The 26,936-nt window shown below is 39.3% G+C and carries 22 protein-coding genes; 14 read left to right on the top strand and 8 right to left on the bottom strand.

The window, feature by feature from the left end; genetic code table 11:
- Positions 1–17: 17 nt before the first annotated feature.
- Positions 18–2,381, top strand: a complete 2,364-nt coding sequence (locus AB3G38_RS24790) for a M1 family metallopeptidase (RefSeq protein ID WP_367866368.1) — start codon at positions 18–20, stop codon at positions 2,379–2,381.
- Positions 2,382–2,507: 126 nt separating this feature from the next.
- On the opposite strand, the gene AB3G38_RS24785 is transcribed toward AB3G38_RS24790, so the two are convergent.
- The 6 genes from AB3G38_RS24785 to AB3G38_RS24760 all read right to left on the bottom strand — a co-directional run bounded on the left by AB3G38_RS24785 (position 2,508) and on the right by AB3G38_RS24760 (position 11,715).
- On the bottom strand, positions 2,508–3,374 hold the full coding sequence (locus AB3G38_RS24785; RefSeq protein ID WP_367866367.1) for a DUF4302 domain-containing protein: 867 nt from the start codon (positions 3,372–3,374) through the stop codon (positions 2,508–2,510).
- A gap of 65 nt (positions 3,375–3,439) precedes the next feature.
- Positions 3,440–4,468, bottom strand: coding sequence for a substrate import-associated zinc metallohydrolase lipoprotein (locus tag AB3G38_RS24780; protein WP_367866366.1), 1,029 nt, complete (start codon positions 4,466–4,468; stop codon positions 3,440–3,442).
- Between the two features lie 49 nt (positions 4,469–4,517).
- Complete coding sequence (locus tag AB3G38_RS24775; RefSeq protein ID WP_367866365.1) at positions 4,518–5,999, bottom strand: RagB/SusD family nutrient uptake outer membrane protein; 1,482 nt, start codon at positions 5,997–5,999, stop codon at positions 4,518–4,520.
- A gap of 15 nt (positions 6,000–6,014) precedes the next feature.
- Positions 6,015–9,620, bottom strand: a complete 3,606-nt coding sequence (locus tag AB3G38_RS24770) for a SusC/RagA family TonB-linked outer membrane protein (RefSeq protein WP_367866364.1) — start codon at positions 9,618–9,620, stop codon at positions 6,015–6,017.
- Positions 9,621–9,871: 251 nt separating this feature from the next.
- The gene (locus AB3G38_RS24765; RefSeq protein ID WP_367866363.1) at positions 9,872–11,068 is read right to left on the bottom strand and encodes a FecR family protein; all 1,197 of its coding nucleotides are present in this window, start codon (positions 11,066–11,068) and stop codon (positions 9,872–9,874) included.
- A 62-nt stretch (positions 11,069–11,130) separates the two neighbouring features.
- Positions 11,131–11,715: an RNA polymerase sigma factor gene (locus AB3G38_RS24760; protein WP_367866362.1), complete on the bottom strand. Its 585-nt coding sequence runs from the start codon at positions 11,713–11,715 to the stop codon at positions 11,131–11,133.
- A gap of 404 nt (positions 11,716–12,119) precedes the next feature.
- Here AB3G38_RS24760 and AB3G38_RS24755 point away from each other — a divergent pair, with 404 nt between their 5' ends.
- From AB3G38_RS24755 to AB3G38_RS24695, 13 genes are all read left to right on the top strand, one after another.
- Positions 12,120–12,854, top strand: a complete 735-nt coding sequence (locus AB3G38_RS24755; RefSeq protein ID WP_367866361.1) for a hypothetical protein — start codon at positions 12,120–12,122, stop codon at positions 12,852–12,854.
- Positions 12,835–13,494 (top strand): YiiX/YebB-like N1pC/P60 family cysteine hydrolase, encoded by a 660-nt coding sequence (locus AB3G38_RS24750; RefSeq protein ID WP_367866360.1) that lies wholly within the window; start codon positions 12,835–12,837, stop codon positions 13,492–13,494. Before AB3G38_RS24755 ends, AB3G38_RS24750 begins: the two co-directional genes overlap by 20 nt.
- 207 nt (positions 13,495–13,701) lie before the next feature.
- Complete coding sequence (locus tag AB3G38_RS24745; RefSeq protein ID WP_367866359.1) at positions 13,702–14,478, top strand: ROK family protein; 777 nt, start codon at positions 13,702–13,704, stop codon at positions 14,476–14,478.
- Complete coding sequence (gndA, locus tag AB3G38_RS24740) at positions 14,468–15,883, top strand: NADP-dependent phosphogluconate dehydrogenase (RefSeq protein WP_367866358.1); 1,416 nt, start codon at positions 14,468–14,470, stop codon at positions 15,881–15,883. The genes AB3G38_RS24745 and gndA overlap by 11 nt, the downstream gene beginning before the upstream one ends.
- Before the next feature lie 94 nt (positions 15,884–15,977).
- Positions 15,978–17,492: a glucose-6-phosphate dehydrogenase gene (zwf, locus tag AB3G38_RS24735; protein ID WP_367866357.1), complete on the top strand. Its 1,515-nt coding sequence runs from the start codon at positions 15,978–15,980 to the stop codon at positions 17,490–17,492.
- A 1-nt stretch (position 17,493) separates the two neighbouring features.
- The gene (gene pgl / locus AB3G38_RS24730; RefSeq protein ID WP_367866356.1) at positions 17,494–18,219 is read left to right on the top strand and encodes a 6-phosphogluconolactonase; all 726 of its coding nucleotides are present in this window, start codon (positions 17,494–17,496) and stop codon (positions 18,217–18,219) included.
- Positions 18,220–18,446: 227 nt separating this feature from the next.
- A complete protein-coding gene (locus tag AB3G38_RS24725; RefSeq protein ID WP_367866355.1) occupies positions 18,447–19,580 on the top strand; it encodes an NAD(P)/FAD-dependent oxidoreductase in 1,134 nt (377 codons plus the stop codon).
- Complete coding sequence (locus tag AB3G38_RS24720) at positions 19,580–20,293, top strand: methyltransferase domain-containing protein (protein WP_367866354.1); 714 nt, start codon at positions 19,580–19,582, stop codon at positions 20,291–20,293. The genes AB3G38_RS24725 and AB3G38_RS24720 overlap by 1 nt, the downstream gene beginning before the upstream one ends.
- Positions 20,290–21,342 (top strand): type III polyketide synthase, encoded by a 1,053-nt coding sequence (locus AB3G38_RS24715; protein WP_367866353.1) that lies wholly within the window; start codon positions 20,290–20,292, stop codon positions 21,340–21,342. Before AB3G38_RS24720 ends, AB3G38_RS24715 begins: the two co-directional genes overlap by 4 nt.
- Positions 21,343–21,390: 48 nt before the next feature.
- A complete protein-coding gene (locus tag AB3G38_RS24710) occupies positions 21,391–21,837 on the top strand; it encodes a 3-hydroxyacyl-ACP dehydratase FabZ family protein (protein ID WP_367866352.1) in 447 nt (148 codons plus the stop codon).
- Entirely contained in the window at positions 21,830–23,107 is a 1,278-nt protein-coding gene (locus AB3G38_RS24705) for a beta-ketoacyl synthase (protein WP_367866351.1), read from the top strand. Before AB3G38_RS24710 ends, AB3G38_RS24705 begins: the two co-directional genes overlap by 8 nt.
- Complete coding sequence (locus AB3G38_RS24700; protein ID WP_367866350.1) at positions 23,097–23,354, top strand: acyl carrier protein; 258 nt, start codon at positions 23,097–23,099, stop codon at positions 23,352–23,354. Before AB3G38_RS24705 ends, AB3G38_RS24700 begins: the two co-directional genes overlap by 11 nt.
- Positions 23,351–23,917 (top strand): 4'-phosphopantetheinyl transferase superfamily protein, encoded by a 567-nt coding sequence (locus AB3G38_RS24695; protein WP_367866349.1) that lies wholly within the window; start codon positions 23,351–23,353, stop codon positions 23,915–23,917. Before AB3G38_RS24700 ends, AB3G38_RS24695 begins: the two co-directional genes overlap by 4 nt.
- Here the strand turns inward: AB3G38_RS24695 and AB3G38_RS24690 are convergent.
- Positions 23,883–24,767 carry an exopolyphosphatase gene (locus tag AB3G38_RS24690; RefSeq protein ID WP_367866348.1) on the bottom strand — a complete coding sequence of 295 codons (885 nt, stop codon included), beginning with the start codon at positions 24,765–24,767 and terminating at the stop codon, positions 23,883–23,885. The two genes, AB3G38_RS24695 and AB3G38_RS24690, sit on opposite strands and share 35 nt — an antisense overlap.
- A gap of 6 nt (positions 24,768–24,773) precedes the next feature.
- Positions 24,774–26,831, bottom strand: a complete 2,058-nt coding sequence (gene ppk1 / locus AB3G38_RS24685) for a polyphosphate kinase 1 (protein ID WP_367866347.1) — start codon at positions 26,829–26,831, stop codon at positions 24,774–24,776.
- Positions 26,832–26,936 lie beyond the last annotated feature (105 nt).

The raw sequence follows: 26,936 nt of genomic DNA, 5'->3' as shown, positions 1-26,936 counted from the left end.
CTACTACTAAACACCAAATGACTAAATTATTAACTGCCACCCTGCTGCTGTGCTCCGGCCTGCAAATTTCTTATGCCCAGAATATTCAATATAATCCGGGGAGTAATCATGGAAATAAATTTGAACAACTCGGTACTATTCTTTCTACGCCAAATGAACAGCGGACTGCAAGTGGTGCGCCCGGTGTAAAATACTGGCAGCAGCGGGCAGATTACGACATCAGGTGTACGCTGGATGAAAAGAAACTCGAACTTACAGGTGCAGAAAAAGTAACTTATTTCAACAACTCACCAGATGTACTGACTTATATCTGGCTACAGCTGGATGAGAATGAGCACAGTAACATCAGAAATGCAGGTTATCAGACCAGTACAAAGATTCCCGCTACTGCAACAACCAACGAAATAGATAAAGCTGCATTAGATTTGCCCGACAATGGAAATGGGGTTACTATTCAGAAAATCACTGATGCTGCAGGAAAAGAATTAAAATATACGATCAACAAAACCATGATGCGTGTAGAAATACCTGCCCCTTTAAAATCAGGCCAGCAGTTTATCTTTAACGTGACCTGGAAATATAAAATTACTGACAGGATTGCTGTTGGTGGCCGTGGTGGTTATGAATTCTTCCCTGAAGATGGCAATTACCTGTTCACCATGGCACAATGGTATCCAAGATTATGTGTATACAGTGATTTTCAGGGCTGGCAGAACCACCAGTTTACCGGCAGAGGAGAATTTGCTTTAACGTTCGGAAATTTCAAAGTACAAATGACTGTCCCTGCTGATCATGTGATTGGCGGTACAGGAGAATGTATCAATTATAGCGCTGTACTTTCTCCGGCAGAACTGGCCAGGTATAACAAAGCGAAAACAGCTGCTGAACCTGTAGAAATTGTTACGCTGGATGAAGCTAAAAAAGCAGAGGTTACCAAAAGTAATGCAACAAAAACATGGGTTTTCCAGGCAAACAATGTCCGCGACTTCGCCTGGACCTCTTCCAGGAAATTTATCTGGGATGCCATGGCAGAAAAAGTTGAGGATAAGTCAGTGATGTGTATGAGCTTTTATGGTAAAGAGGCCTATAATTTATACAGACCTTATTCGACCAAAGCGATTGCCCACACGGTTAAAACCTATTCGCACTTTACCATCCCCTATCCTTATCCTGTTGCACAAAGCGTAGAAGCCGCCAATGGAATGGAATATCCAATGATCTGTTTCAATTTCGGACGGACTGAAAAAGATGGTACTTATAGTGAGGGTTCTAAAAATGGAATGATCGGTGTAATTATTCATGAAGTGGGACATAATTTTTTCCCGATGATTGTGAATAGTGATGAACGGCAATGGACATGGATGGATGAAGGATTGAATTCATTCCTGGAATACCTGACCGAAGAGCTTTGGGACAATAAATTCCCGGTAAAAAAAGGCCCGGCTTATACGATAGTTGATTACATGAAATTACCGAAAGATCAGCTGGAACCGATTATGACCAATTCTGAAAACATTGAACGTTTTGGCCCTAATGCTTATTCTAAACCTGCGACGGCTTTAAATATCCTGAGAGAAACCATTATGGGCAGAGAATTATTTGATTATGCTTTTAAAGAATATGCCAGACGATGGGCTTTTAAACATCCTACACCAGCAGACTTATTCAGAACGATGGAAGATGCAAGTGGTGAAGATCTGGACTGGTTCTGGAGAGGATGGTTTTATACGACAGATCCTTGCGACATTGCTCTGGATGCAGTGAAATTTGCCAAAGCAGATGTAACTTCTAAAGTTCCGGTTTCAAGAGTAGCGATGGTTAAACTGGATCGCCCAATGGTCAATGCTTTTGATGATATTTCTAAAGTGAGAAACAGGGAAGATAAGAATATCAGGTTTTATACTGATCAGGACAAATCAACACAGGATTTCTACTGGAGATATGACCGTGGAATGGAGAAATATGATGACAAAGAACATAGACAGGAAATCCCTGAACTCGTAGAAGCTTTGTCTTCAGAAGATCAGGCGAAATATGCCGGTAAATTCTTTTACGAACTATCATTCAGCAATAAGGGTGGTTTGATCATGCCTGTTATCGTTGAATTTACTTATGCTGATGGCAGTAAAAAAATAGATAGAATTCCTGCGCAGATTTGGAGACATAATGAATTACAGGCTTCAAAATTCTATGTGCAGGATAAAGAAGTAACAGCTATCAAATTAGATCCTATGCGTGAAACAGCTGACATTGATGAAAGCAATAATAGCTGGGGAGGAAAAGCACAGACTTCTAAATTCCAGTTATTTAAACAAAAATCCATTGCTACACGCGGACAGTCTGCAGGTGGCAACCCGATGCAAAACGCAAAAGGCAGGTAAGCGCAAAAGCAATAGTATCATAAAAAAGGCTGATCATTTTTAACAATGATCAGCCTTTTTTTGGTAAAACCCGGTTTCCCGGGAAGGTTGGCAACTCTTTACAGGTAGGTATAGGGCCAAAGATGATTAAGGGGCAACAACCAGATCGTATCGTTTCCCTTGCCACTGTATGTACAATGATAATTTTGCACTATCATAAAACACTTCGTTAATGACGATGCCATTGTAAACAATAGTATTTTGAAAAAAGATACTGTTAACAGTTGGTCCCCACTTAGTGGTTTGAGTTTGCACCACCCCTTTATCATCCGGATAAGACAGCGTAAACGTTCTGTCATTGTCCTGATCGGTCACAATTTTACATTCCGGCTGATGTGCAGCATCAATTACCAGGGTTATCTTTTTTCCTTTCGTAGCGATTGCGTAGCTAATCAAAGCAGCCTTTATCGCATCAAATCCTTTATTTTGATAAGCGGTGTATTCTGCCTGTGTTGCTTTAATCAAAATCATTGGTGAATGATTAAAGTTCCCGTCCAGTTTAATCGTATCAGGTGAAGCACTCACAAAAGAAAACTCAAAATCTGATTTATAGCCTACTCCCACAGTTCCGTTTGAAGGATCAGAAAGTACATGTAATGGAGAATATGTATCGAAGATCAGTGATGGTCTTTGCAAAGCTTTCACTTGATATCCGCTGGATCCCGGCCCGCCAAACGTCGGGGAGATTAGCTTTAGAGATGGATCCGCATAGGTTTGCACCTGGTTTTTCTCATCGAACTTAAAGAAGAAACCTCTTCCTCTAAAAAGTCCGGGAAAAATGACTGCTTTCCAGCCATATGGGGCCGCTGTTAAAAATGCCTGGTTTTTTTTGACCTCGGCTGCTGCCCGCTGCTCTGGTGTATCACCAAAAAGCGATGCCTCTTCCTTTTTGCTGCAGCCGGCTAAACCAGCAATAAGCAGCAATATAGTTATATGGACTAAATATTTTTTCATCTGTATACAGGTTATCATTAATTGTTCAGGATATATTTCCGGATATATCAAAATCCGTTCTGCCTTTATTTAACCGCGTTAGCCATAGACTTTTGTACGTTGGTCTGCAAACTATAAAAATCAATGTTGTAGGCTGATTTAAAGTAAGCCACCACAATAGCTTCTTTTTTTCTGATTTTCGCTATTCCAGCTGAATAATCTGGTTTAACAAGATCCTTGATAAAAAAAGAAGCTATTGAAGCCGCAGTACCATCATAGACTTTGTTAATTTCCGGAATGTCTGATATCTTATAGAATTGTCCGAAGATTGTCCCATAAGATCCATCAGGATATACAGCCGGATTTGGAACCGGAACACCTTGTTTCAGATAGGTATTTTCATAATAATCCCTGCCCCAGGTCAGCATCCATGAAACCATTTCTGCAAAATCTTCTTCCGGAGCTTTTCTTGCATATCCTGAGATAAATCCCAATGAAAGTGGGTTCACTGAAGAATTATACCATTCAGCAATATAATCTGATGGGGTTACTTTATTGTAATCAGTGGTATATGCTTTTTTCTGATTCAGGATATGTGTAAATTCATGATGGATTAATTGTACTAATCCCTGAACATCAGCTGGTTTTTTAGGATCTATTTTGTTGATATTTGTCAGTAAAATATCAAGGCCACCTTCAGCTACACCGGCAGTAATGGTTCCATCATTATTCATTTGCGGACTACCAGATAAAATCAATTGCTTAGGAGAATATGTTTTCATGAACACATCACTCCCGGTTTCGGCATTGTATGGATCTATCCATATCTGCTTTAAAGCAGTGGCCACCGGCAAAACTTTTGCTGCCTGCGGAGGTACCAATGTATACTGCATATTAAATTCTGACTGATCCCATTTATATTTCACCTCAATATTATAAGGCTTAACCAGGAGATTGTAAAGATTCAGGTCTAAAGGCGTGGTTCCTGATACTTCCCCGCCAAGGTAATTATCCTGAAGAACCAGTTTCTCACTCTTTTTACAAGAAAATGCAGAGATTGCAATCAGCACAAGCAGGAGCAGTTTTCCTGGTGTGATGTTTATGATAGTTTTCATAATATATTATAATTAAGAATGTTATATTTTATAAATAAATCCAGTTATACTATCTTGGATTTGCTGGCAATCCTCCGGCTGTTTGTGCTGTTTGGGGAATTTGTAATACTCTTCTCAGATCGCCTGGCTTCAAAGAGAACTCATCCTTATTTTCATCCACGTGAACCACTGGCAGATTATAACGAAGAATATCAAACCATCTTAATCCCTCCTGCATAAATTCAGCTCTTTTAAAATCAAGAATGGTATTGATCAGCGCCTGTTTCACATCGCCGGTTTTATAAAAAGCAGTTACTTTAGCCTCGGTTATATTATTGGCCGATGCGCTGTAATTGCTGATTCTTGTACTTAAATAAGTATTAAGATCGGTAATTGCAGCTGCATTGTTTCCTTGCATCACTAAAGCTTCAGCTTTGTTAAACAAAACTTCTTCTGCGCTTAATAAAGGGATATATATATAATTATTACCAATTAATGGAGTTGTATAAATAAAATTACCACGCCATTTATTAATCCCCATCATCTCACCGCTTGAACCGTATCCTACGGCTTGATTAGCCCAGCTGCCGCCTGTCACATTAGGCTGCGTATAAATTTGCTGCTGAAGTTTTGAATTCAATCCATACCTGTACAATTGCCATCCGTTATTCCAGATCGAGGCAGTAGTTGCCAGCAACAGGTTGGATTTTTCAGCAGAACTGGTATAGATTGCTGCTTTTCCGGCATCTGTCAAACTTAAATAAGTTGAATTCCAGGGTCTTAAATAATTGCCTATATTGGTTGGAAAGGTAAGATTTGCCTGTTCAATGACTTTATCGTATTGCTTTTTAAACAGGTAAACCCGGCTTGCAAAAGCATGAGCAGCAGCTTTTGTAAAACGATAAGCAGGAACTTTATAAGCATTATCATTTAATAAAGGCAGTCCTTCTGTTAAATCCTTTTCAATCATCTCATAAACATAAGCTACCGTTTTACGTTCATAAGACTTATACAAGGTTTTCTCAGGCTCGGTTACATAAGGTATGCCCGGATCAGTTGCTGCAGTAGCAGGATCGTAGCTTTTTGAAAAAAGAGAAACCAGCATAAAATGAGAATAGGCACGTGCTATTAATGCCTCTCCTTTATAGGCACTGTATGCTGCAGGATTATTCGCAGTATTAATGGCTTGCAAGGCTTGATTAGCTGCTGAAATCGCACTATAACAAGCACCCCAGTAAGTATCAACTGCTCCATCATCTGATGATGAAAAATCTTTAAACCGGTATGGATTATCATTAAGCAATGCATTGTTATACACAGTTTTATATCCCCTGTCTGCTGCATTATCCGTCATCGATTCGCAAAAAGTAATATAATCTTCACTCGGATAAGCAGCAGTAAGCAATTGAGATACTTTATCCGGACTATCAAGCTCAGCTCTGTTATCTGGTGCAGTATCGAGCATTTTTTTACATCCTGATAAGGAAGCGGAGCAAATTAATGCACCCATGATGATGACCGCTATTTTATTATGAATATGTTTTATTTTCATGTCAAGTTTCATCTTTTATAATCCAATTTTTAAAGAAATAATCACCTGCTTTTGTAAAGGCTGGGCTACACCTCCAGCGTTGAAAAATTCCGGATCTTGTCCTTCCAGTCTCTTATCCGCAAAAAACAACATTAAATTAGTACCGGCAGCTGTCAGCGACATGTTGTTCATCCCTATCGCGTTGGCAAATTTTACAGGTAATTGATAGGCCAGTGACAGATATTTTAATCTGGCAAAACCACCATTGGCAACTCTTGCTGAAGAGAGGTCATAATTATTATATGGATAGGTTCCTGATGGCATGTTGTAATTATTGATAGCATCCAGAATAGACGGAATATTCGTTTTTGTTTCATCTCCAGGCAACATCCATCTGTTTCTGAATTCTGTTGGCATTGCATCCAGATCCGAGTATTGTGGTTTGAATGAAGGATTTAACCTTACTTTATTACCAGCCTGGTAGGTGATCTGTGCAGTTAAGGTGAAAGCTTTATAGCGAAAGCTATTGCTAAAACCTCCCGAATACGGAGGATCTACCGGCCCTTCATATTTCAGGTATTTAGTTTCAATATCCTGTAAATTAACCCTCTGGCTAACCTCTCCTTGCTCGTTGATGAAAAGAGGAACACCTGTATTATGATCTAATCCCTGGAAATCAAGAGAATATAAGGAACTCACAGGAAGCCCCAGTCTGTTGGCACCTGTTGGTACTAACATATCAAAAATAACGGGCTGGTCTTTGGTATTGGTAATCTTATTAGCTGCATAAGAGAATATCAATGTAGATCTCCAGCCCCAGTCTTTTTGTCTGATGATTTCACCAGAAACAGAAAACTCAATTCCATGTGATTTTAAATTAGCATAGTTTCCGGTTTTTACAACCTGTCCGCCAATTCCGCTGCTTCTTAAGTTTCCAATCAGGTCGAAACCTTTTTTATTGTATATATCAGCTGTAATGTTAAGTCTGTTACTGAAAAACCCTGCATCCACACCAATATTACCTGAATATTGTTTTTCATAAGTCAAGTCCGAATTCTCCAGATCTTGTATTCTGATACCAGACTCAATTTCTGAGGAATAAGGTCTGAGTGTATTGAAAGTCTGCAATACTAATGCTGAATTTGTTGCATTACCCGTACTGGCAGACAGACCATAACTCGCTCTTAGTTTCAGGTTACTGATCGCCGTTACATCTTTTATAAATGCTTCCTGATCAATATTCCACGAACCACTCACACTCCATGTTGGCAACCATCTTGCCTGTGGTGATTGACCTAATTGATTAGAACCATCATATCTGGCTGCTGCACTCAAGTTATAACGGCCGTCAAAAGTATAGCCAGCTGTTGCGTAAAAGGAAGCAAAACGATCATACGTTTTACCCATCCCGTAATATTGTCTGTTCTGCTCTACTCCCTGCTTGATAATCTTATAATTAACCAATGGAATTCCACCATTTTCATATTGATAACCGAAACCATTGTTAAACGCATTTTGTCTGTCGGCCGATCTGAGTTCCTGGCCTACAAGGACATTCAGATCGTGTTTACCAAAACTTCTGATATAAGTCAGGTTATTTCTTAAGTTATAGGTACCTAATGAGTTATCTGTACGATTATATAAACCTCCGGCAGCCATAACCACTTCTGGCAAAGCATTTGGATTATCTGAGTCTTTGTATAAATAAATATTCGAATTAGCAATCTGCGAGTTATAATTAGCCCGGTATGCATTTGCTCTGTTGGAGTTTTCATTGACCAGGTTTTCCTGAGTCGTTTTAGCATAACGGACAGCACCAAGAAATTCATACTTCAGATAAGGATCTACTTTATAAGCCAGATTCAACTGCAATTTCACATCAAGATCTGTCAATTTGATCTTGTTATTTTGCAACTCATTGATAATATTGAATGGTGCATAATTCATTCTGAAATATTCCAGGTTACCTTGGTCATCATAAGGAGTTAAGGCACGACTTGTATTTAAAGCATAGCTATAAGGATTGATATCAAACTCCCTGTTAAATTTTCCAAAAACAGGATCAGCTGAACGGTTAATCGTACCTGGTGCCTGCTGATCTCTGAAGGATGCTGTGGTGATAATGCCTCCGCTAAGTTTTTTGGAAAAATTATAAGTATTCTGTGAATTAAAAGTATAGCGTTTTACTTTATCAGCAATGGTCCACCCATTATCATCGTAATAACTTATTGAAGTATAATGTTGTGCTTTATCAGTTCCGCTGGAAATACTGATAGAGTGCTCTTGTGTTAAAGTGTTACGGAATAACAAATGAAACCAGTCTGTATTTGCATTTGCATATCTGCTTAAAAACGCGTTCCGCGCATCAGGCGTATTCTCCAGAAGAAACTTACCTGTTTTGGGGTCAACAGTCTGAAGGTCATTGTACATTTTACCAAATACACCTACATTTGACCGGTTTCCAAGATCTTTCAGGTTAAGCATACCCTTCCCATACATTTCAGAATAAATAGACATCTGATCTGCTGAATTTGAGATATTGAAACTACCATAGGTGGGACGCAATTGTGAACTGAAATTACCCGTATAGTTGATTTGCAAATTCCCATTTTTCCCTTTTTTAGTAGTAATTACGACTACTCCGTTCATCGCTCTTGCCCCATAAAGAGAAGTAGCTGCAACATCTTTTAAAACATAAATGTCTTCCACGTCATTCATGTTAATTCCTGCTACGGAAGATCCCAGCAGCGTAGTCGCATCACCACTGGAAAGCTGATCATTCGTCACATCGATTACATCTTCGAGTGCAATACCATCTACTACCCATAAAGGCTTGTTTGAACCGGTCAGTGAAGTAACACCACGGATCCTGATTTTTGGAGCAGAACCAAAAGTACCTGATACGTTCTGAATAGAAACCCCCGCTACTTTACCTTCCAGGGCACGGCCTATATCTAAAGATCCGGTCTGTCTGAGTTCATCACCTTTTAGTTTTACCGACGAACCGGTGAACTTCTTCTTATCTAACTGCTGATAACCAGTGATGACTGTTTCTTTCAGGTTCGTTGAGCTCTCTTCCAGTTTAATAGCTAAAACCGGATTATTATCTGAGACTTTGACTTCATGTGGTTTAAAACCTATTTTTGTAAAAACCAGTATGGCACCTTTCTGAACATTGATGGTAAATTTACCATCGGCATCTGTTTGCCTGGTGTTATTGGTTCCTTTCTCAGTAATGTTCACGCCAAAAACAGTTTCACTCCTTCCATCATTCTGCGTAAAGGTTACAGATCCTTTCACTGTAACAGGGTCAGGAGCACGGCTGGTAAGCGCTTCGATAAAGGATCTCTCTTTTTCTTTAATGACAACAGTTTGATCGACAATCTCATAAGAAAAGGGCTGATCTTTGAAACATAATTTCAATGCTTCATCTAAAGTTCCATTCTGAATCTTTATATCTACCTTTTTTGCTCTTTCAAGCAAACGTTCATTATAAAAAAACTGGTATCCGCTTTGTTTACCCAAATCATTGAAGATTTCTGGCAATGCGCTGTTTTTCTTATTAAGATTGATCTTTTGGGCTAATCCGGCTGCACTTACATGCATTAATACCGAGAATAGAAGAACGAAGGTTACCTTCATGGTTCGCCAAATTAGGTTACGGCCCTGCCAATTTTTGGACAGCAGGGGGCAATGAATAATATTATTCATATTTTTGTTTGGATTGGGTTGATGATTAAACTGTTTGCAGAAATTGTTAAAGGGTTGGCCCGGTCATTTCAGAAGCTCCGATCGCCATCGGGGTTTCTGTTTTCAAAGGGTACCCAGTTGTTTAATATGGCCCGTCGTCTCTGTAGATTTTTTTCATGTAAGTTTGGTTGGTGGTTGATTGATTAGTTGATTATCATTTTTCTGCCTTCGATACTGAATTTAATATCGCTCAGCTGTAATAGCTTGATGAATTTGCCAAGACTGGCAGCTTTCGGTATCTTTCCTGTAAAACGGTCGGTTGGTATAGCCCCCTTGTAAACAATTTCCAGGTCGTACCATTTTGCAGCCTCACTTAATACATCTTGCAGCTTTGTACTTTTAAAGCAGAACCAGCCTTCTTTCCAGGCTGTAGCTTGTTCAATATCAGCAGGTAGCATAGTAATGTTATTTGCTTTCTGTATAGCTTGTTCTCCTGGTTTCAATAAAATGGTATGCGCAGCCCTGTCTTTTTCCCCGGCATAACCTGATAAAGAAACTTTGACTGACCCCTCTAATAAGGTGGTATGCGTAATGGCACAATCCGCATAACTGCTGATGTTAAAATGAGTACCCAGCACTTCCACTTCCTGCCCCTTTGTTTTGACTTTAAAAGGATGATTTTTATCTTTGGCCACTTCAAAGTAGGCTTCGCCAATAAGTTCAACCCTGCGCTCTTTTTGAAAAGTAAATGATGCAGGATATTTTAAAGAAGATGCCGCATTGAGTTTGATTTTTGAACCATCCGGTAAAACTACCTGATAGTTTTCTCCGGCAGCAGTGGAAATTGTATTATATGCAGAACCCGGTGAAGCTGCATGACCAGGTTTTGAAATTATGGTATAGAGGAGTTCTCCATTTTTTGTTTTAGTAATACATACCCCAGCCTCTTCTGCCAGTTTTCCCTTTACATCATCAGATAAAATGATCTGATGTCCGTTAGCGAGTGTCAGGGTTGCCTTATTTTTCCCTGCTGTAATATGGTTAGCCATTTCAAGGTTTTTTGAAAGACTATTTTCTGCTGTCTGCTGTCTGTTTATTAAATAAACGGAACCTATAATGAATACAGCTGCTGCCGCAGTCAATTGATACCAGCGTTTGATTGATCTGGCAGGCCTTTTTTCAGCAATAAACACTTCTTCTTCAACCAGGTTCGCACGCTGCAATGTCCCTGCCCAGATTTCATCTTTCAAGTGGCTGAAATCTTCTTCGGTTTCAGAAAGATTTTGTTTCAGAATTTCTGCACTATACCAGCTTTCTAATAGTTTGACTTCCGTATCTGTAGCTGTGCCCGAATTATATTTGCTAAGAAGAGTGAGTGCTTCTTTCTCATTGATCATCATCTGGAGTGCTTATTTATAACAATAACCGCTCAGGATGAATCAGGGGGTAGACGAATCAGTAATTATCTGAAAATAATTAAAACAATTAAGCTAAAACCTATTTGTTCAATCCTGGGCCTGATAATTTTCAGGGCATTTTGCACTTGCTTTTTCACTGTCTGGTCTGATAAATTCAGCTTTTCGGCAATCTCTTTATGGGAAAGATTTTCTTTGCGGCTCAGTTCAAAAATCTCCCGCATCTTTGGGGGCAGACTCTGGATTTCGCGCTCAATAATTTTACTGAGTCTTTTTTCATCCAGTTTATCTATAGTATCAGGATCTGTTTCTGAGACAAAAGCAGCAATAGATTTTGCATAGTCATGGCGGACTTTACTTTTCTCTATACTGTTAAGCACCTTATTTCTTGCGGCAGTATATAACAGGCCACCTAAATTATGATTGGATTTAATTGCTGCTGCATTTATCCAAAGTTTACTGAATATTTCCTGAATTACGTCTTTAGCATCATCTTCATCTCTGAGCATCTTATAAACCTGTGCATATAAGACACTCCAGTACCGATTATAAATTTCAGTAAATGCAAAACGATCACCAGATTTCAATAATTCAGTTAGTTCACCATCTGAATACTCACTATACATGCCCATAAACTATGAATTTATAACAATCAAACAATAATTACAACAAATTTTATCTGAAGGATATAATTGAAGACCTTTTCTTTTAAAAAACAGCTGACCTTACCTAAACACTATAAGTAAACCTAATTAAAATCTATTAATTAAGAATATTCAGAGAAAAAATAATCCACAACTATAAAAACATCATAAATAAATACTATATCGATTCAACACCAGCATATTTGGAAAAGTAATCTAAAAAAAAAGCAACTATATTTTATTCAGATTAATCTTTTTTATAAAAAAACTGCAGCATAAACTAAAAAAAAGAAACAGCAATGTAAAAAATTAAGATAATAGCAAACCGGTCACAGTGAATATCAAACAGTACCTCTTTTTTTTGTACCATTGTATAATAAACACAACTTATTTTGAATTATAAAAAGAGTTACCTCCTGCTGCTGTTCCTGACATCGGCTATTTTCGTTAACGGACAGCAGTTAAAGAAAGTAAAAAGTGTTGCTGCATGGAAAATAAGCTATGCGCTGGACTTCGGTCAGCCGCAGCAAAAAGGAACTTCTTCAAAACAAGACCGGGGAGAACTGGCCATGATGGATCTGGCTATGTCTGTATCCGGATATCCGGATGACGGCCCTTCTTTAATTTGTTACCTGAGCCCTGAATATATCAGGGTAGAGCAAAGAGGTTTAGGCGGAGGGATCACTATAGCCGATAAAAGAGATACCGTAAGCTATTTACTGGATACTGTGGCTAAAACAGCGATGAAATATCCTGCTGAAATGCCTAATATACAAACTGCTATGGCCGGAGACTCTATGATGGTAATCAGCTCTGCTGATTTTGTGATGCAGTTGAAAGAAGGCACCATGGTTATTGCGGGAAAAGCTTGTAAAAAAGCAGTTTTTGTTAATCCTCATTCTCCGGAAAATGTAATCACAGTTTGGTATGCGCCTGAACTTCCCCGTTTATATTGGCAGCAATACAGTTATTTAAAAAGTGTACCCGGCTGTGCATTATCTATTGGAACATTATCCAGAGGTTTGAACATCGGTATTAAAGCGAACCTGATCGAACAGGTAACTTTAACGGAGCGCTTTTTCATTCCCCCGCCAGCTTATACTATTAATGAAGAAATGTCTTACTAAATCAACCATGCGTAAATTATTGATTTGTATTTTATCAGCCTTGCTTTTATCTTTTTATGCAAAAGCACAGGAAAATATTCAATTAAAATCCGGTGATCTGATTTTCCAGAATTTAGACTGCGGCCCTTTGTGCGATGCGATCAATGCAGTTACGCAAGGCTATGAGGGAAATAAATTCAGTCATATGGGAATGGTGCTGCTAAGAAACGATAGTGTGCTGATCATTGAAGCCTCCGGAAAAAATGTACACCTTACGCCACTCCAAACATTTTTGTCCAAATCTGCACATCCGCATTATGTGGGGAGATTAAAACCTGCTTATCAAAAGGTAATCCCAGCAGCACTGGCATTTTCAATGGCACAGATGGGTGTGCTGTACGATGATCAGTACTTATATAACAATGGAAAATACTATTGTTCTGAATTGATATATGATGCCTTCAAAGCGGCCAACAAGAATAAACCTTTTTTCAAATTATTCCCGATGACTTACAAAGAACCGGGTTCGGGTGCTTATTTTCCGGTATGGAAAGTGTACTTTGGACACTTAAACATGGAAGTTCCTGAAGGTAAACCCGGATGTAACCCAGGCGGCATCTCTTTATCTGATAAAATTGATATTTTAGGGCAAAAAAAATAACTGTATAAATAGTTAAAAAGTCATAGAGATATCAAATTAACCGCTAAATTCACGTTTAAATACGCTTTGCTGAGTTTTTCATCAATTAAGCCCGATAATTGGATATTCTTACCTGGTTTCTGGTTTTATATGGCTGGAAATTTGTTAATTTGAGTCGTCAAACATTGGCAGCAAGGCATAAAAAGCAATATTCATAAAAAAAGAAATATGGCCAACAACGAGCAAGAAAAAGAGAGTACCAATATTTTATCAATTGATATTGGCGGGACCGGTATCAAGGCCTGTATCTTAAAAGAAAATGGCGAACTATTCTCTGAATATACAAAACTGCCAACACCAAAGGATTCAACTCCTGAAAATGTAATCAAAGTTATTCATGAATTGGTTGCCCCGCTTACCCCTTACAGTAAAATTGCCATTGGTTTTCCCGGTTATGTAAAATGTGGTATCGTGGAAACGGCCCCTAACTTAGCGAAAAACCAATGGGCAGGTTATCCGCTTGCACAGCATATCAGTGATACTTTAGGCAAACCTGTCCGGTTAATTAACGATGCGGATCAACAGGCACTGGGCATTATATCAGGTAAGGGTTTTGAAATCGTACTTACCTTAGGTACAGGTTTTGGTACGGCCTTAACTTTTGACGGAGAATTACTTCCGCACCTTGAACTTTCTCATCTTCCGGTAACTAAAAACAAGGATTATGATGATTATATAGGTGAGAAAGCTTTCCAGAAAGAAGGCGACAAAAAATGGAACGAAAGACTAAAACGAATTATAGAAATTTATAAAACAGTGTTTAACTATGATGTACTTTATCTTGGAGGCGGAAATTCTAAACACATCAATTTTGAACTAGAGCACAATATTCACCTTGTTTCTAACAGGGATGGGATAAAAGGCGGTGCAAAATTATGGGCTGCCAGGGAAAAATATCACGTTTTCACTACCTATCCAAAATCAAATACAACAAATGGAAAGTAAATTCACATTAGGAATGATAGGCCTTGGTACAATGGGCCGCAATTTATTACTGAATATGGCCGATAAAGGCTTTGCAGTAACAGGTTATGACAAGGATCCGAAAATGATCCAGAAACTTAAGGAAGATGGTGCAAAGCACAATCTGACGGCCTACGGCTCATTAGAAGATTTTATTGGAAGTCTGGAGTTACCAAGAAGAATTATGCTTCTTGTACCTGCAGGACCAATTGTTGACAGTGTTATTGAGGAGCTTTTACCTTTACTGGATAAAGGTGATATTATTATTGATAGTGGAAACTCTCATTTTACAGATACCAGCAAAAGAGCAGTTGATCTTTCTGGTCATGGAATCCACTTCTTCGGCATGGGTATTTCTGGTGGTGAAGAAGGTGCACGTTTTGGCCCGAGCATTATGCCAGGTGGCGATAAGACTGCTTATGGGGTGATGCAAGAGATTCTCGAAGCTGTTTCTGCTAAAGTAAATGGTGATCCGTGTGTGGCTTATATTGGCCCCGGAGCTTCAGGTCACTTTGTAAAAATGGTACATAATGGTATAGAATATGCCATGATGCAGTTGTTGGCTGAGGCTTATGACATTATGAAAAATGCACTTGAATATTCAAATGAGCAGATTCATGATGTATTTGAGCAGTGGAACAATGGTCGTTTACAGTCTTTCTTATTAGAAGTGACTAAAGATATCTTTGCTTTCAAAGATGAAAAAACTGGTGGTTACCTGGTTGATTACATCAAAGATGAAGCGAAATCCAAAGGTACTGGAAAATGGACATCACAAGTATCGATGGATTTACAGTTACCAATTCCTTCTATCAATGAAGCGGTAAGTACAAGAGATTTATCGAAATTCAAAAGCTTACGTACTGCGTTATCTAAAACTTATACTCAGGGCAAATATGCTGTTGGAGATAAAGATCAATTTATTGTTGAGCTGGAACAGGCTTTATATTTTGCTGTAATTTCTTCTTATGCGCAAGGTCTTCATTTATTATGGCAGGCATCTATTACTTATGAATATGAACTGAATTTACATGAAATCGCACAAATCTGGCGTGGTGGATGTATCATCAGAGCTGAATTCTTAGAAGATATTTACCAGGCTTATAAAAAACAACCAGATCTGGAGCATCTTTATGCTGATGCAGGTATCGCAAAAAAATTAGAAGAAATCCTTCCGGGCATGAGATCTGTAGTTAGCCACACGGTATTAACAGGATTAGCTGTTCCCGCATTTGCTTCTGCCCTGACCTATTTCGATTCGTTAAAAACAGAAAGAATGCCTTCTAATTTAATTCAGGCACAAAGAGACTTTTTTGGTGCACACCAGTTTGAACGTACTGATGCAGAAGGAACGTTTCATGCTATCTGGAATCCAGTAAAATCGTAATATAAAAGAAATGAAACCTGGATGAGCTTACAAAAGCAGGAAAGCCATTATCAGCTCATTCAGGCTTCATCACCGATAAATAAAATATGCACTAATGAAAACAAGTCAATGCCTTAACCCAACCGTTTTTGTCATCTTTGGTGGCACTGGGGATTTAAATATGCGCAAACTTGCGCCAGCACTTTATAACTTGTATTCTGATGGCTATATGCCTAAAGATTATGCAATCATCGGAACAGCGAGAAGCAAGCTCACTGATGTACAGTTCCGTAACACGATTATGGAGGGGGTAAATAGTTTCTCCCGTGCCGGTAAGGTTAAAAAAGAAAAATGGGATGGTTTTGCAGAAAATGTATACTACAACCCTGTAGATGTATCTGCTCCTGAAACTTTCCAGGATCTTAAAATAAGCATTGAAAAGCTCAGGAAAAAATTCGGCCCTAAAACGCAGGTGATTTATTACCTGGCAGTAGCACCAAATTTATTCCCGTTAATCGCAGAATGTATTGCTAAATATGATCTTGCTGGTAATGAAGACAATTGCCGTATCGTAATTGAAAAGCCTTTCGGTCGTGATTTAGAAACTGCAAAGGAATTAAATAAATTGTTAACCGGAATTTTCACGGAGAAACAGATCTACAGAATTGACCATTATCTGGGTAAGGAAACTGTTCAGAATATTATGGCTTTCCGCTTTGCCAATTCATTCCTTGAACCACTCTGGAACCGTACTTATATTGATCACGTACAGATTTCTGTAACCGAGCAATTGGGTGTTGGAGATCGTGGTGGTTATTATGATGGTGCCGGTGCTTTAAGAGATATGATCCAGAATCATATTTTACAGCTTCTTTGTTTAATTGGTATGGAAACGCCTATCAATTTTGATGCTGACGAAATCAGAAATAAGAAAGTTGATGTATTGAAAGCTATGCGTCCTTTTGGGCCTGATGATATCCGTATGAGCACTGTTCGCGGACAGTATTCTAAAGGATGGGTTGAGGGTAAAGAAGTTCCTGGTTACCGTTCTGAAAAAGATGTGGCACCTGAGTCTAATACAGAAACTTTTGCAGCAGCCAAATTCTTCGTGGATAACTGGCGCTGGCAGGGAATTCCTTTCTATGTACGTACAGGTAAACGTCTGTTCCAGACTTCTTCTCTGATTACGATACAGTTTAAGGATGTTCCTCACCAGGTTTTCCCTGCGGGTGTAACTGAACACTGGCAGCAAAACAGGCTGATCATCAGTATTCAGCCAGAAATGAGTATCCGTTTACAGGTACAGGCAAAAAGACCTGGACTGGACATGGTACTGAATCCAGTTGACATGGTTTTTGACTATAAAGGAACTTATAGTGCTGAAGCACCAGAGGCCTACGAGACTTTATTACTGGATGTAATGATTGCAGATCAGACGCAATTTATGCGTGCAGATCAGGTAGAAAGTGCATGGGAATTATTAATGCCTGTCATCAACGCATGGGAAAGTAAAACTTCATTAAGTTTCCCTAATTACCCTGCTGATTCATGGGGCCCTGAAGATGCCGAAGCACTGATTGCCAGAGACGGTTTCCACTGGTTCACCTTACCTTTAAAAAATAAAGACTAGCATGAACTTACTGATATATAAAACAAAAAGTGAGCTGCTGAAAGATTTGGCAGATTACGTGATCGCAATTGCTGAAAAAGCGATTGCAGAAAAGGATTGTTTTAATTTTGTGCTTACCGGCGGTAATTCTCCTAAAGAATTATATGAGATGCTGTCAACAACTTATCGTGAAAAGTTAGATTGGTCCAAGGTATTTTTCTTCATCGGCGATGAACGTAATGTTCCGCCCGGGCATGAGAGCTATAATGGCTTAATGGCAAATAAATCAATATTAGCCCCTTTGAATATCGCTGCAGACCATATCTTTTTTGTAGATACCACATTAGCTCCTGAAAAGGCTGCAATCGAATATGCTAAAGCAATCACTACTCATTTTGGTGGTGCTGACCTTGCTTTTGATCTTATTTTATTAGGTATGGGTGATGATGGACATACGGCTTCATTGTTCCCTGGAACTGATATTTTAGACAGTAAAGTAGTAACTGTAGAAAGTGTATATGTAGAGAAATTAGCGACCTACAGAATCAGTTTTACAGCGCCATTGATCAATAAGGCTAAAAATGTTGCCTTCCTTGTATTTGGTGAGGCTAAAGCCGATGCATTAAAACATGTCATTGAGGATGATCCTAAGACTCCTGAATTGTATCCATCACAATTGATTGATCCGATTGACGGAAGCCTGACCTGGTTCCTGGATAGTGAAGCAGCAAAATTGCTGGATAACTAACCAATAATCTATCCTGTAAAAAACCCTGTTCCGGATAGGAACAGGGTTTTTTTGTGAGGTTTTGGTCAATGGCTTTTCACACATTGCCGAAATCGACAAAAAGACAGAAAGCCTCCTAAGTAACTTTTACTAAAAACAACAGAAATAAATCATTGCTCCTTTTTAGTCTTAAACAAATAGTCCGGTAAGCTGTTGTAAGATTACGCTTCTTATTCCCCATGTTATTTATGCCTGTTCAAACTGATATTCTTATTATAGGTGGCGGATTAGCCGGATTAACCGCAGCATTACATCTTCAGCAAGCAGGGATTGAGGTAATCCTGATTGAAAAGGATACCTATCCTCATCATAAAGTTTGTGGTGAATATATTTCTAATGAGGTTCTCCCCTATTTAAAATGGCTGGATGCTGATCCGGCAGTACTGCATCCTTCGGTAATTTCTAAAATGCAATTTTCTACAGTTTCAGGACGTCGTATTTCTACCCGGTTACCTCTGGGCGGATTTGGAGTGAGCCGCTATCAGCTGGATCATTTTCTCTATCAAAAATTTCTGGCCAGAGGAGGCCGGGTAATACAGGATACAGTAAGCAGTGTAGTTTATGAAAAAGATACTTTCCTGGTGTCTACGCAAAGTGAAAACCAATATATAGCCAGACAGGTGATTGGTGCTTATGGCAAACGTTCTGCTATTGACCTCAAATTAAAAAGAAAGTTTATACAGCATAAATCGCCATTTCTGGCTGTAAAAGGACATTACGCTGGTAAATTTGAAGACGGGCTTGTTGCATTGCATAATTTTAAAGGAGGCTATTGCGGTGCTTCTAAAATTGAAGGGCAAAAAATCAATATCTGTTACCTGGCAAATTATGAAACCTTCAAAACACACAAAAATATCGCAGCTTACCAGGAAAATGTACTGTATCAGAATAAACACTTAAAAAGTCTTTTTGAAAACTCAGAACCACTGTTTGATACACCAATAACGATCAGTCAACTCTCTTTTGGTGCCAGAGAAGCAGTGGTTGATCATATCCTGATGATTGGCGACACTGCGGCATTGATACATCCTTTGTGTGGAAACGGTATGGCCATGGCCATACACAGCGCCAGGATTTGCTCAGAATTATTGCTTTTGTTTTTTAAAGGAGAGATCCCCGACAGAACTGCCATGGAAAAACGCTATCTTATAGCGTGGAATCAACACTTCAGATCCAGATTATGGATGGGAAGGACTTTATCAGCCCTGTTCGAAAAGGAATATTTAACGGAAAAATTATTAGCCGGGATGGTTCGGCTGCCATTCCTGCTACCTTTGATCATCAAAAAAACACACGGCCATACTTTAACTGTTCCTGAATAATGTTTGTAGACACCACACATAGAAGCGATGCGCCTGAAATTATGGATAATTTCCAGATGGAAGGAGAAATACTCAGAGACGCACTCGATAAAATTGCCAGCATCAACCGCCTGCTTGGCGGAAACAAGGTCACGCTCGAAGGAATTATTTATTTACTCCGTGCACAACCAAAATCTACACTTATACGTATTACTGATGTAGGATGTGGAAATGGCGATATGTTAAGAGCACTCGCAGACTATGCAGAGAAAAATGAGCTGAACTTTATGCTCACCGGTATAGATGCTAACAATTTCACCATTGAACATGCCCGGAGTTTATCATCAGGATATAAAAATATAAGTTATGAATGCATTGATATATTTGAGGAGCTCAATCAGCAAAAATCAGCAGATATTATACTTTGTACTTTAACCCTGCATCATTTTAAAGATCAGGAGATCATTGCATTGCTGCAAAGTTTTCAGCGAACGGCAAAGCTTGGTTTTGTGATTAATGATTTACAACGGAGTGCAATCGCTTATTACCTGTTTTTGGGATTATGTTTTGTATTCCGGCTGAATGAAATGTCGCGCGAAGATGGACTGGTTTCTATTCTCCGCGGATTTAAAAGAAATGATTTAATGTCGTTTTCAAAAACATTAGGTCTTAAGTATTACTTTATTAAATGGAAATGGGCATTCCGCTACCAATGGATAGTTAAAACAGCATGAGTGTAATCATAAAAAGTATCAGCAAAGCGTTGCCTGAATATTCAAGGAACACAGCCGAAATCATCCCTTTTCTGGATGGATGGCTGCATGGGCAGGAAGACCGGTTTATCCGTAAGGTTAAAAAGATATTTGAAAATGCAGCAGTAGATAAACGTTATTCATTTATGTCTCCGGAAGAGGTTTTCAGCGATCTTACGTTTGAGCAGCGGAATAACATCTATTGCAGAGAAGGTATTAAATTAGGGACAAAATGCCTCACTGATGCAATTGATAAGGCTGGCTGGAAAAATGAAGAGCTTGATTATATCATTACCGTAAGCTGTACGGGGATTATGATCCCTTCTTTAGATGCCTATCTGATCAATGCATTAAAGCTGCGTCAGGATATCGTGCGTCTTCCGGTCACAGAAATGGGCTGTGCAGCCGGCGTATCCGGAATCATTTATGCCAAAAACTTCTTAAAATCCAATCCTGGTAAAAGAGCAGCAGTAATTGCTGTAGAATCTCCAACAGCAACTTTCCAGCGCAATGACTTCTCGATGGCCAATATTGTAAGTGCTGCTATTTTTGGAGATGGCGCAGCCTGCGTTCTTTTGTCTTCACATCCCGATGACAGCGGTCCGGAAATACTGGCGGAAGAAATGTATCACTTTTATGATGCAGAAGAAATGATGGGCTTTAAAATGACCAATACAGGTTTACAAATGGTACTGGACGTTACTGTACCTGAAACTATTGCCACACATTTCCCTGCTATTATTCACCCTTTTCTGGAAAAGAACGGATTAAACATTCAGGAAATAGACCACCTGGTTTTTCATCCGGGCGGAAAAAAAATCATCGAAATTGTAGAAGCCTTATTTGGTGAGCTTGGTAAAAATATAAACGATACTAAAGCGATTTTAAGATTATATGGAAATATGTCAAGCGTTACCGTACTCTATGTGCTTGAGCGGATTATGGATGCCAAACCTAAGCCGGGAGACAAAGGTTTGATGCTCAGTTTTGGCCCCGGATTTTCCGCACAGCGAATTTTATTGCAGTGGTAAGCGTTTTTTGTATTTACTTTACACCTTAAAATTGATAATCTTATAACAATGAACGCACAAGAAATACTAGCAAAATTACCTTACAGCAAACCTTTTTTATTTGTTGATGAGTTATTACAAATTGATGAAAACGGATCAGCCGGAACTTATACTTTTGATAAAGACCTTGATTTCTATAAAGGACATTTCAAAGATGCCCCGGTTACACCAGGGGTAATATTAACAGAAACAATGGCACAGATCGGACTGGTTTGCCTGGGTATCTATCTTTCCGGAAATGCAAATACGGAGCTGAAAGCGCATGTGATGCTGACCTCAACAGCAATGGATTTTATGAAACCTGTTTTTCCGGGTGAAAAGGTTACAGTAACTGCTGAAAAAGTATACTTCAGGTTTAAAAAACTGAATTGTAATGTAGTCATGAAAAATGAAGCCGGAGAAACCGTCTGCAAAGGAAATATATCTGGAATGGTAACTACAAAAATGAATGACTAAGCGTGTTGTAATCACTGGCTTAGGGGTTGTTTCACCAAATGGTGCAGACATCACGCAATTCAGGGATGCGCTTAAAAATGGGGTGTCCGGAATTCAGCATGATCCGCAGCTGGAACAACTTCTTTTCTCCTGTCAGATTGCAGGAAAACCAGTGATTGATACTGCCCGGATCAGCCAGTATTTCACTGAACTTGAAATCCGGAACCTGGAAAGCACGGGAATTGTATACGGTGTAATTGCAGGTTTGGATGCATGGAAAGACGCAGGACTTCAACCTGCTCCGGATGAAACACCGGATTGGGAAAGTGGAACTGTTTTCGGTACAGGCACTTCTGGTATTGATAAGTTCAGAGGTGCCATTTATAAATTAGATAACCTGCAAATCCGTAAACTGGGCAGTACTGTAGTCGCCCAGACTATGGCGAGCGGGGTAAGTGCATTGCTGGCCGGAAAGCTTGGCTTAGGGAATCAGGTAACCACGAATTCGTCTGCTTGTGCAACTGGAACCGAAAGTATTTTAATGGCTTATGAGCGTATTAAATCAGGTCAGGCAACGATTATGCTGGCCGGCAGTACAAGTGACAGCGGCCCGTATATCTGGGCTGGTTTTGATGCAATGAAGGTTTGCACGTATAAGCACAATACAAACCCCGGAAAAGGAAGCCGGCCGATGAGTGCCACCGCAAGTGGTTTTGTTCCCGGAAGCGGTGCCGGAGCTTTGGTTTTAGAGAGCCTGGACAGCGCTTTAGCAAGGGGTGCTAAGATTTATGCCGAAATACTGGGCGGACATCTTAATTCCGGAGGACAGCGCGGTGAAGGTACCATGACTGCGCCTAATCCATTAGCGGTACAAAGATGCTTGTCTATGGCCTTCAGGAATGCTGGCATACAAGCTTCTGAAGTTGAGGTGATCAATGGCCATCTCACTGCCACGGTAAAGGATACACTTGAAATACAGAACTGGGTAACCGCATTAGGGCGTTCAGGTAAGGATTTCCCTTATATCAATTCGGTTAAAGGAATGATCGGTCACTGCATTTCTGCGGCCGGGAGTATTGAATGCGTTGCTGCTGTTTTACAACTACATGAAGGGTTTATTTTTCCTAATGTAAACTGTGAGGACCTCCATCCGGCTATTGAAATGCTGGTAGATCCGGAGCGCATCCCCCGTATTTGTCTCCAAAAAGATTTTAATATACTCGTCAAAGCAAGTTTTGGTTTTGGCGATGTCAATGCCTGTTTAGTTTTAAAAAAATATAATGATGGATAGAGAAGTTATCATTTCCGCTATTAAAGAAGTTGCAGCGCCTTATACTCAGGACAAGGAAGCATTGGATCAGCTCAGTGAGACTACAAGTTTCATTACAGACCTGAAAATCAACTCTGCCAACCTGGTAGATATTGTGCTGGACCTGGAAGAAAAGTTCGGCATAGAGATCGATAATGATTCCATGTCAAAAATGCTGGATGTTAAATCAACACTCGATGTTATTGAAGATAAACTAGCTGAAAAATGATAGGCAATGATCTGGTAGATCTCCGCCAGGCTGCCATAGAGAGTAACTGGAAGCGCAAAGGTTACCTGTCTAAAATCTGTACGCCTGAAGAACAGCTGCTCGTTGCGGAGGCTGTACAGCCCGATAAAATGTTATGGTTGATCTGGACGATGAAAGAAGCGGCCTGTAAAATTGTTCAGCGCAAAACAGGCATCAGAAGTTATGAACCTTTGAACTTTTGTTGCGGTTCGCTGAATATCGGGCAGACGAAGGCTTCAGGAATGGTCAGCTATTTTAAAGATAGTTTTCTGATCAGAAGTGAAGTCAAAAGCACATTCATCCATTCTGTTGCGGTGTCAGCGATGGTGGATTTTGAACGGCTCCATTTACACTATCTAAAGCCTGGTACTGGTTACAAGGCAGCATTTAATAATTCAGGTCTTCTTTATCAGCTGGCCGGTACTCCTTCAGGGATCCCGGAGTTAACCCATCAGATTACCGGCCGGAAGCATGCTGTTTCCATCAGTCACCATGGTGACTATCTGGCTGTTATTTATTCAGATTCTCTTCTATTAACAGATTAATAATTCCGTCAGCCATACCAACTCTTGGTACATGGATCTGCTTGATACCCGTCCATTTCATCAGGGTGATAAAGATTTCACTCGCTGGAATGATTACATCGGCACGATCAGGATTCAGGTTAAAAATCTGGATACGTTCTTTTAAAGAATGGCTGTTCAACTGGTTGTAAAGAGATTTCAGCTTCAGAAAAGTCAGCGGCATCCCCTCTTTTTCATTCGCCATTTTATACAATTTATTGATATTTCCTCCGGTTCCTATTCCGGCAAGGTTTTTATGATATTTAGTCTGATCTTTCACCCAGAGTCTCATTTCTTCCCAGGTTTCTTCTTTATCCTGATTGTCCAGGATTCTGATTGTCCCGATATCAAATGATTTAGAAGCAACTGGCACTTTATTGACAAATACTGATAGTTCTGTACTACCACCACCTACATCTATGTAAAGATAGTTTTTCTTGATATCAAGATCATCTTCAATATGGTTGGCATAAATGATATTGGCCTCTCTCTGCCCTTCAATAATCTCCAGATCTATATTGGCCTTCTCTTTGATCATTTTAATGATTTCAAGTCCGTTTTGTGCTTCCCTCATCGAAGAGGTTGCACAAGCCAGGTATTTAGTCACCTGATACACTTCCATCAGATTTTTAAAGGCCTGCATAGTTTTGATCAGGTCTTCGATTTTGCGTGCAGATATTTTATGGTCTAAAAAGGCATCATCACCTAATCTTAAAGGAACCCTGACCAGGGTATTCTTTTTAAAACCAAACCCATTATCATTGTGTGTTATATCTGCAATAAGCAGTCTAACGGCATTAGAGCCAACGTCAATTGCTGCATATCTGAGCATAATCTTCTACTGGTGTTTGTTTTTTAAGTAATTATAAGTTTGAACCTGTGCCCTCACCTTAGTGCTAAGCCTGTTTTTATGATATTTATTGTTATTTAACCGGGTAATATCCCTGGCTTTCACGTTATCCTGTAACTGAAAATCTATAATATCCCTGATCTCTTGTTTAACGTCTTCGTCCAGTACCGGAAAGCCAACTTCTACACGGTGTTCAAAATTCCGGCTCATTAAATCACCTGAAGAAAGAAACATTTCTTCTTTACCGTTATTCCCAAAAATGAACACACGTGCATGCTCCAGAAACTTATCAATGATACTGATGACTGTAATATTTTCACTGAAGTCTTTTACTCCCGGAACAAGGCAGCAAATACCGCGTACAATCAGTTTAATCTTCACTCCTGCATTACTTGCGTCATAAAGTTTCTCTACGATCCCTTCATCGGCAAGACTATTGACTTTGAAAATAAGATAAGCTGGTTTACCGGATTTCGCGATCTTAATTTCCCGGTCTATCAAAGTATAAAACTTAGTTCTGGATTCCAGCGGAGAAACAATCAGGTATTTAAATCCTGTAGCTACTGTGCGCTTGTTTAAGGCAGCAAAGAGCTTAATCAGATCGTGGGTAATCTCTTTTTTAGCCGTAAAAATACTATGGTCACAATATAATTTAGCGGTTTTCTCATTGAAATTACCAGTTGCCAGATTCGCATAATAAACGGGGCGGCCTTTTTCTATACGGGTAACCAGGCAGATTTTAGAATGGACCTTATAATCAGTTAAACCATAGTTTACATGCACACCTTCTTCTTCCAGCCTGTTGGTCCAGAAGATATTCGCTCTTTCATCAAATCGTGCTTTAAGCTCCACCAGACAGTTAACTTTCTTACCATTTTTTGCCGCGTTAATCAGCGCATTAATCACCCTTGAATTCTCAGCCAGACGGTAAAGTGTAATATTGATCGCAGTAACTTTAGGATCAATCGCTGCTTCCCGAAGAAAAAGAATGATATAATCGTAAGATTGATAGGGCAAATTCACCAGGTAATCTCTCTCTGCAAGTTTGTTAAAGATACTCTGGGTACGGTGTAAACCGAAAACCTTCAGTGGTACGTTTGCTGGATATTCCAGACTTTTATCTCCGACATTCGGAAAACGGATAAAATCGCCAAATTTATGATAACGGTTACCGGGAATCAGGCTTTCTGCTTCAATTTTCATTTTAGCCACCAGCACACCTAACATATCAAATGGCATTTCTGTATCATAAAGTAAACGCATAGGTTTACCTTTTTTACGCTTATCAAGGCTGGTCTTTAATTCATCAATAAACTTATCACTTACATTTTTATCGATATCAAGTTCAGCGTCTCTGGTGAGCTGAATGGAATAAGCATCCATTTCATCATATCTGAATACGTAAAAGATGTCATCCAGACAGTATTTGATAATATCTTCAGCGAGGATAATAAATTTTAATCCGTTAGTCTCCGGCAGTACCAGAAACCTTGGCAGATCGGGAGGTAATTCTATCAATGCATACTTTTCATCTTTTCTGCCGGTTTTCTTTTTAAGCCTTACAAAAAAGTACAGGTACCGGTCTCTGAGTTCTGGAAATGGTTTTTCCATATCAATCATGATCGGTACCAGGTTGGAAAGTATCTTATCCCGGAAATGTTCTTTTACAAACTCTCCCCTGGCCACATTGAGTTGTGTATCGTTCAGAATAAAAATCCTGTTCTGTGCAAGTTCGTTAATCAGCGTAGCCTGAAATAATTGTTCAAACTTACGCTCTTGTTTAACGACGATATTTTTAATCTCGTTCAGTACCTTTTTAGGATTAAACCCTAAAAGTTCTTTGGCCTTGTCGTTTAAATTAGACAACCTGGTCAATGTAGCTACACGTACCCGGTAAAATTCTTCCAGGTTAGAAGAGAAAATAGACAAAAATTTAATTCTTTCAATTAGCGGAACAGTTTCATCTGTTGCCTCCTGTAAAACCCGTTCATTGAAATATAACCAGCTGAGTTCTCTATTTAAAAATGGGACCTTCTTCTTTGTCATGGGGGTTAATATCAAAAAATCCCTGGTGGGACCGGATGCTCAAAACTGCGAATTCTATTGTTAATTCCATGTTAATTATTTAAGCATTAATCTTCACTAAAACAG

It is taken from the genome of Pedobacter sp. WC2423 (assembly GCF_040822065.1).
GTDB lineage: Bacteria > Bacteroidota > Bacteroidia > Sphingobacteriales > Sphingobacteriaceae > Pedobacter.
This window is presented reverse-complemented; position numbering and strand designations above follow the sequence as displayed.